The 5,221-nt window shown below is 57.0% G+C and carries 8 protein-coding genes; 1 reads left to right on the forward strand and 7 read right to left on the reverse strand.

Annotation, left to right across the window (positions count from 1 at the left end):
- From NW837_RS11820 to rnc, 3 genes are all read right to left on the reverse strand, one after another.
- Window positions 1-235, reverse strand: a 235-nt coding sequence (locus NW837_RS11820) for an IS607 family transposase (RefSeq protein WP_414331749.1), incomplete at its 3' end; no start/stop codon positions are given.
- A gap of 185 nt (window positions 236-420) precedes the next feature.
- Window positions 421-648 carry a hypothetical protein gene (locus tag NW837_RS11825; protein WP_414331751.1) on the reverse strand — a complete coding sequence of 76 codons (228 nt, stop codon included), beginning with the start codon at window positions 646-648 and terminating at the stop codon, window positions 421-423.
- Window positions 645-1,367, reverse strand: coding sequence for a ribonuclease III (gene rnc, locus NW837_RS11830; RefSeq protein ID WP_414331753.1), 723 nt, complete (start codon window positions 1,365-1,367; stop codon window positions 645-647). The genes NW837_RS11825 and rnc overlap by 4 nt, the downstream gene beginning before the upstream one ends.
- A 153-nt stretch (window positions 1,368-1,520) precedes the next feature.
- Between rnc and NW837_RS11835 the strand changes: the two genes are divergently transcribed.
- On the forward strand, window positions 1,521-1,853 hold the full coding sequence (locus NW837_RS11835; RefSeq protein ID WP_414331755.1) for a hypothetical protein: 333 nt from the start codon (window positions 1,521-1,523) through the stop codon (window positions 1,851-1,853).
- A gap of 63 nt (window positions 1,854-1,916) precedes the next feature.
- Here NW837_RS11835 and NW837_RS11840 read toward each other — a convergent pair whose 3' ends face one another.
- From NW837_RS11840 to NW837_RS11855, 4 genes are all read right to left on the reverse strand, one after another.
- Complete coding sequence (locus NW837_RS11840; RefSeq protein ID WP_011432394.1) at window positions 1,917-2,192, reverse strand: hypothetical protein; 276 nt, start codon at window positions 2,190-2,192, stop codon at window positions 1,917-1,919.
- Between the two features lie 87 nt (window positions 2,193-2,279).
- Window positions 2,280-3,356: an A/G-specific adenine glycosylase gene (gene mutY, locus NW837_RS11845; protein ID WP_414331757.1), complete on the reverse strand. Its 1,077-nt coding sequence runs from the start codon at window positions 3,354-3,356 to the stop codon at window positions 2,280-2,282.
- Window positions 3,357-3,450: 94 nt separating this feature from the next.
- Window positions 3,451-3,588, reverse strand: coding sequence for a hypothetical protein (locus NW837_RS11850; RefSeq protein WP_011432392.1), 138 nt, complete (start codon window positions 3,586-3,588; stop codon window positions 3,451-3,453).
- A gap of 233 nt (window positions 3,589-3,821) precedes the next feature.
- Window positions 3,822-5,150, reverse strand: coding sequence for a class I SAM-dependent methyltransferase (locus tag NW837_RS11855; protein ID WP_414331759.1), 1,329 nt, complete (start codon window positions 5,148-5,150; stop codon window positions 3,822-3,824).
- Window positions 5,151-5,221 lie beyond the last annotated feature (71 nt).

Consider the following 5,221-nt stretch of genomic DNA (forward strand, 5'->3'; position numbering starts at 1 on the left):
TTGCAATCTGTCTCTCCAAGTCTGGTTTCTGCTCTCGGCTGCTGACTCGGGCGTACAAAACGACTCGTTTGGTTTTTCTTGGCGTTTTAATGTAGCTGTCGAGGTCATACCTTCTCGCCCTACCGGATGGTGTACGTATTGCATTGATCCAGCCTTTCTGTTCCCATCGCCTCAAAGTGTGGAGACACACCCCAAAATAATCCGCTGCTTCTCTCGGTTTTACATACCTAGCCATACCAAGCAGCTATACTGAACATACTGTACATTACTTTCAGTATAGTCCAGCGTATCATTGACTAGAGTCATGCTCTCGCCTGCGGATCCCGTAGCCGGAAGAAGTCCTTATTAGCAAGCTTCTCATCTATTCGCCTCTGTTGCTCTCGGAGAAGGGCTGCTGTGGTTTTGGGTAGGGTGCACATCTCAGCGGTGACGGGCATCGAGGATGAACAGAGCACTACCTACGACGAACAGGAGGCTGGCTCCTATTCCCAGCAGGGTTTGGACAACCTTGAGATTGAGAAAGGCTGGAGCTGCGGGATCCCACAGAGAGGGGTCACTGCCCAAGGTCATCACCTCGCTCGCCGCAAACAGGCTGCTCCCCAGCAAAAACAACCAACTGGCCAACTCGTAGCGGTGGCTGCCTCTCATGTCTGCTCCGACTGCAAGTGTTCGTAGGCTTGGGCAGCGGCGGCCATTTCCGCAGCCTTTTTCGAGCGACCTTCACCGCGACCCCAGCACCGCCCTTGCCCCCAAACTTCCATGGTGAAATGGGGGGGATGCTCCTGGGCGGCCACCAGGCGGTATTCCGGCAGGCTGCCCCAAAGGCGTTGGGTGAGTTCTTGCAGGGCTGCTTTGGGGTTGCGCCGAGTGGGGTCTTGGAACCATTGCTCCACTCGTCGGTGTAAGTAGGGATCCAGCCAGGGATGCAGCCTGGGCAGCGTGTAAATACCCCAACTGAGATAAAAAGCCCCAAGCAGAGCCTCGAAAGCATCCGCCAGCCGCCGACCCCGTCCGGCCAAGTCGTTTTGAGAGCTGGATCCCACCTCGAGGTAGCGATCCAAGCCGTGCAGATCCGCCAGTTCTGCCAGGTAAGCATCGCTGGTCAGGTCGGAGCGAATCGCGGTCAGCTCTCCCACCGACAGATGGGGATAGGACTGAAACAAGAATTCCGTAACCAAAATCCGCAGGACAGAATCCCCCAACAACTCCAGCCGATCGTTGTTCCGTCGGCCATCCAGAGAAGGGTGAATCAGAGCCTGATCCAGCAGATCCCAACGCAGTTGTTCCAGCAAAGCCGGATCCCTGAATCCAAGGCGGGCCAGCAAATGCTCCAAGGCACGGCGACGGGGCGGGATCAACTCAACCATACACTCAGGTGCTGACGTTGCCTTAGCGGTCAGAACTGCACAGCTTGCAACCATTTTGACCTGAGCCATCTCACCCAGGCCGGGATCCCCGCTCAGGCGGTAAGCCAGCTATGCTACAGGAGTAGTATAGGCTTTTCGAGGGAGGATCCCTGCATGCCCATTCGCGCCAATTCCCCCATTCCCACGACCCAGATGGAAGTGACCAGCATTCGGCTGGAACGTGAGCTGAAGCAGCGACTGAAGGCGTTGGCCGGAAATCAGGGTTACCAGGCCCTCATACGGGAAATTCTTTGGAGTTATGTCCTGCGTCACTCTCAAGGGGCTGCCACCCTCAGTCCTGAGGATATTCGGGCCAGCTTCCCGGCCACGGCCCACCAAGCCCAATGCTGTGCTCTCACCGGACGGGCCATTCAACCGCAGGAGCCAATGTTGCTGGGGTGGACCACCAATGGAAAGTTCGTCGCCCTTAGCTCCTCCTGCTTTTAATCTTTGTTTTGGGGTCTCTCTCCAGTTTGCGAAGGGATCCAACCGGCACGAGTGCCCATCCGTTTAGATGCCACGAAGTTCTCGATATTTTCTGGCCCGTTCCTCGGCTGGATCGGGGGCTTGAGCTTTGGCAACTGCCTCCTCCAGTTGGGCCATCACCGTCTCTGCCGGTTCAGCGGAGCGGACGACGTAAAACATTAGGTTAATGGCTTCGTTGGCCGTCAGTTTGAGGGTTTCTTTTCCCTTGGGCACCAGCGCGATCTTGCCATCTGTGGTTGTGATGGCTGTGTGGGATCCCTTGGCCAGAATCTCCCCCGCTTTTTCCAGAGTGACAAGCATATCCGTAGCTCACAGCAGCAGGACATCTACTATCCTACCGAATGTCTTGGGGCAACTGCTCCAGAGGGGCCCAAGCCATTTGGCAGATTAGGTGTGTTCAAAGGTGTTCCCATGCTCCGCCAGCCAAGCATGCAAGTGGGGAAACAACTTTTGATTGGCTCCCGGGAAGGGAAATTCCGACAGTTCCGCCGGGCTGACCCAGCGCACCTCGCTACATTGCAGGGCTTGGGCTTCTCCGCCCAGGTAGCGACAGATAAAAGCGATAAGAGTAACGGTGAAATGGGTATAGGCATGTTCGACGGTGGCTAGCGGCGCGACCACCTCGATATCGATGCCGATTTCTTCTTTTACCTCCCGTACTACACACTCGGCAGCCGTTTCTCCCGGCTCGATTTTGCCTCCGGGAAACTCCCACAGCCCGCTGAGCATTGAGCTTTCCAGTCGTCGATCGATAAGGATTTCTTTTCCCCGCAGAACAATGGCAACCGCGATTTGCTTGTGAGGACGAGAGGCACGGGGTGCAGACATAGGCAATTGTTGGTGTTGACCTCGATTGTAGGCGCTGCAATCCGCTTGCCAAGGGCACCGGCCACAGTGAGGCTTTTTGGGACGACAGACGGTAGCCCCCAAATCCATCAGGGCTTGGTTAAAAGCCCGCGGCTGCACGGGATCCAACAATTGCTCGGAAAGCTGCCACAGCAGGGACAGACACTGGGACGGAGGCTGCTGCAAAGCCACCAAGCGAGCCAGCACCCGCTTGACGTTGCCATCCAAAATGGGCAAAGGCTGATCGAAGGCAGCGCTGAGAATGCCGCCAGCCGTGGTGCGCCCGATCCCCGGCAGAGCCAACACCTGCTCCAGATCCCTGGGGAACTCACCGTTTCGCTCCCGCATCAAAATTTGGGCAGCTTTGTGCAAGTTCAGGGCCCGCCGATAGTAGCCCAGGCCCTCCCACAGTTTCAGCACCTGCTGCTGGGGGGCTGCCGCCAGTGCTGGGATCCCGGGCAGGGTCTGCATCCAGCGCTGAAAGTAGGGGATAACTGTTGCCACCTGGGTTTGCTGTAACATCACTTCCGAAACCCAAATGGCGTAAGGATCCCGGGTGCGGCGCCAGGGCAGATCCCGCCCGTGTTCACGGTACCAACGCTGAAGAGACTGCCGCAAGCGTTGCAAGAAAGCCTCGTCCCAATTCCCTCCTTTGCTCGGAAGGCTGGCAATGTAGGAAAAACTGACCTCGGCTTCTGATATGGGCTGAGACTCAAGCTGCGTAAGCAAAGTGCAAAGCCCACCAGATCAGGGCCGAAACCACACCGGCCACAATTCCTGCCGAGATCAAAACGACAATTGGGCTATCTGCCCCCTTGAACTTCATAATGCCGCGATTGTAGTCAGCCATCCTTGCCTCCTACCAGCTCTGGCGTTGGGGTTGCCATGGATGTTGATCGGGATCCAGATCTGCCAGCTCTATTCACAGGGAAAGCTGTGGCGAAGATGTCCCAGTAGAGGTGCTCCGCACCGCCGGCGCAAACATGCCTGGGGAGAAGCACCGTCCTCGGTCATGCATGATACAACCTTAGCATGGAACAGACTTTGACCCTGGTGATTTGGACTGTTTGGAATAACCAGAAGCTAGGCAACCCGCAGGACTAACCGGTCTGCTTCCCACTGTCGAAATAGGTTGAGAAGGTGGTCGGCTCTCTCTTCATGGGCAGCCAGGATCTCAGCGCCAGAACGGGCTTGATTGGCCAAGGGCAGCAGCAGCTCCACCACTTGGTAGCGGGTAGAGGCCATCATCTTGCCAGGGATCCGGGCGACGGGCCAGAAAATATCCATCTTCTGGGTCAGGATCTGGGCCGGATCCAGCTTGCCCAACAGATCTGAAAAGGGGATTTTTTGATCCCAGTAGCGCACGCTGCCATAGCGGACAAACAAGGGGTTGAGCTGCCAGCGGGATCCCTTAAAAAATTCGACTGTAAAGGGATCCCAGTGGTCCACCTTTTTCCCTTGATGGCAACACCAGAAGAGATTTTGCGTGTGATACAGAGGCTCCAGATACTCCATGACCCGCAGTTGGTCGATGCGAGCAAGGGCCTCGTAGCGGCGATGGAACTCCGGGTGGGTGGCGGCAATCAACGGCCTGGCATTCCAATAGTCCGAGTAGGGGGCGACATCGATAAACTCCAGCCCGGCTTGGGCCAAAAGGTCAGGAATCTCGCCGATGTCAAAAGGGATGTCGTTGGCGTGGAAAAAGTTATCGACGATATTTTCATCGTGGAGGTAGTAGTCCTGGTGGGCCTTGGCATGCTGGGCCAGCATGGAAGTAGGATGAGCTGCCTTTAACAATTGCCGCACGAATTCAATTTTTTCCGGAGTGGCCGGCGGAGTAATGCCCAGCAGCTCCAAAGCGCGGCGAATGCGGTAGAGGTGCCAACGGCCGGAACGGTTGTAGAGCATCAGAGCCATCACCCCGTCGGCAGCTAGGCGCGAGGCCAAGTTCCTCAAAGCCTTGACGGGATCGGCAGTGTGGTGGATTACCCCGTAGGAGCTAATCATGTCAAAGCTGCCCTCTGGCCAGGTAGAGGGATCCATTAGATCCCCGTACTGCACAGAGCAGTTGCGTAGGCCGTGGTGCTTAATTCGCTTCTGGGCAATCTCTAGGGCCGGGCGGCTGATGTCGATCCCGACCACCGACCCATAGCCGGGGTTGCTGGCGGCAATGCCATGCACCTCCCAGCCGGTGCCACACCCTGCCACCAAAAACCTGGCTCCTGCGGGCTCTTGCAGCCTACGGGTGCGGGCGTACTGCGCCAAGGTATAGCTGCCCAGACTGGAGAAGCCCTCAAAGGGCCGGTCGTAAGGAATAGGAGGGTAGGGGAACGTCTCGTACTGGGCCTGCACCGCCCGGGTAATCTCGGCTTCGCTCACCAAAAGCACTTCCTCCCACGTATTCCCCCCCATCCTAAGGTCTTCTTGACGCTTTGAGCCGGGAGATCTTGCTGGGTTGCCCGTCTGAGAACCTGGCCCTTCAC

The organism is Synechococcus sp. R6-10 (genome assembly GCF_047461815.1).
Taxonomy (GTDB): domain Bacteria; phylum Cyanobacteriota; class Cyanobacteriia; order Thermostichales; family Thermostichaceae; genus Thermostichus.

Coding starts and splice junctions, on each gene's coding strand:
- NW837_RS11850 (WP_011432392.1), bottom strand. CDS start 3,588: ATGGCTGACTACAATCGCGGCATTATGAAGTTCAAGGGGGCAGATAGC.
- rnc (WP_414331753.1), bottom strand. CDS start 1,367: ATGGTTGAGTTGATCCCGCCCCGTCGCCGTGCCTTGGAGCATTTGCTG.
- NW837_RS11855 (WP_414331759.1), bottom strand. CDS start 5,150: ATGGGGGGGAATACGTGGGAGGAAGTGCTTTTGGTGAGCGAAGCCGAG.
- NW837_RS11835 (WP_414331755.1), top strand. CDS start 1,521: ATGCCCATTCGCGCCAATTCCCCCATTCCCACGACCCAGATGGAAGTG.
- NW837_RS11825 (WP_414331751.1), bottom strand. CDS start 648: ATGAGAGGCAGCCACCGCTACGAGTTGGCCAGTTGGTTGTTTTTGCTG.
- NW837_RS11840 (WP_011432394.1), bottom strand. CDS start 2,192: ATGCTTGTCACTCTGGAAAAAGCGGGGGAGATTCTGGCCAAGGGATCC.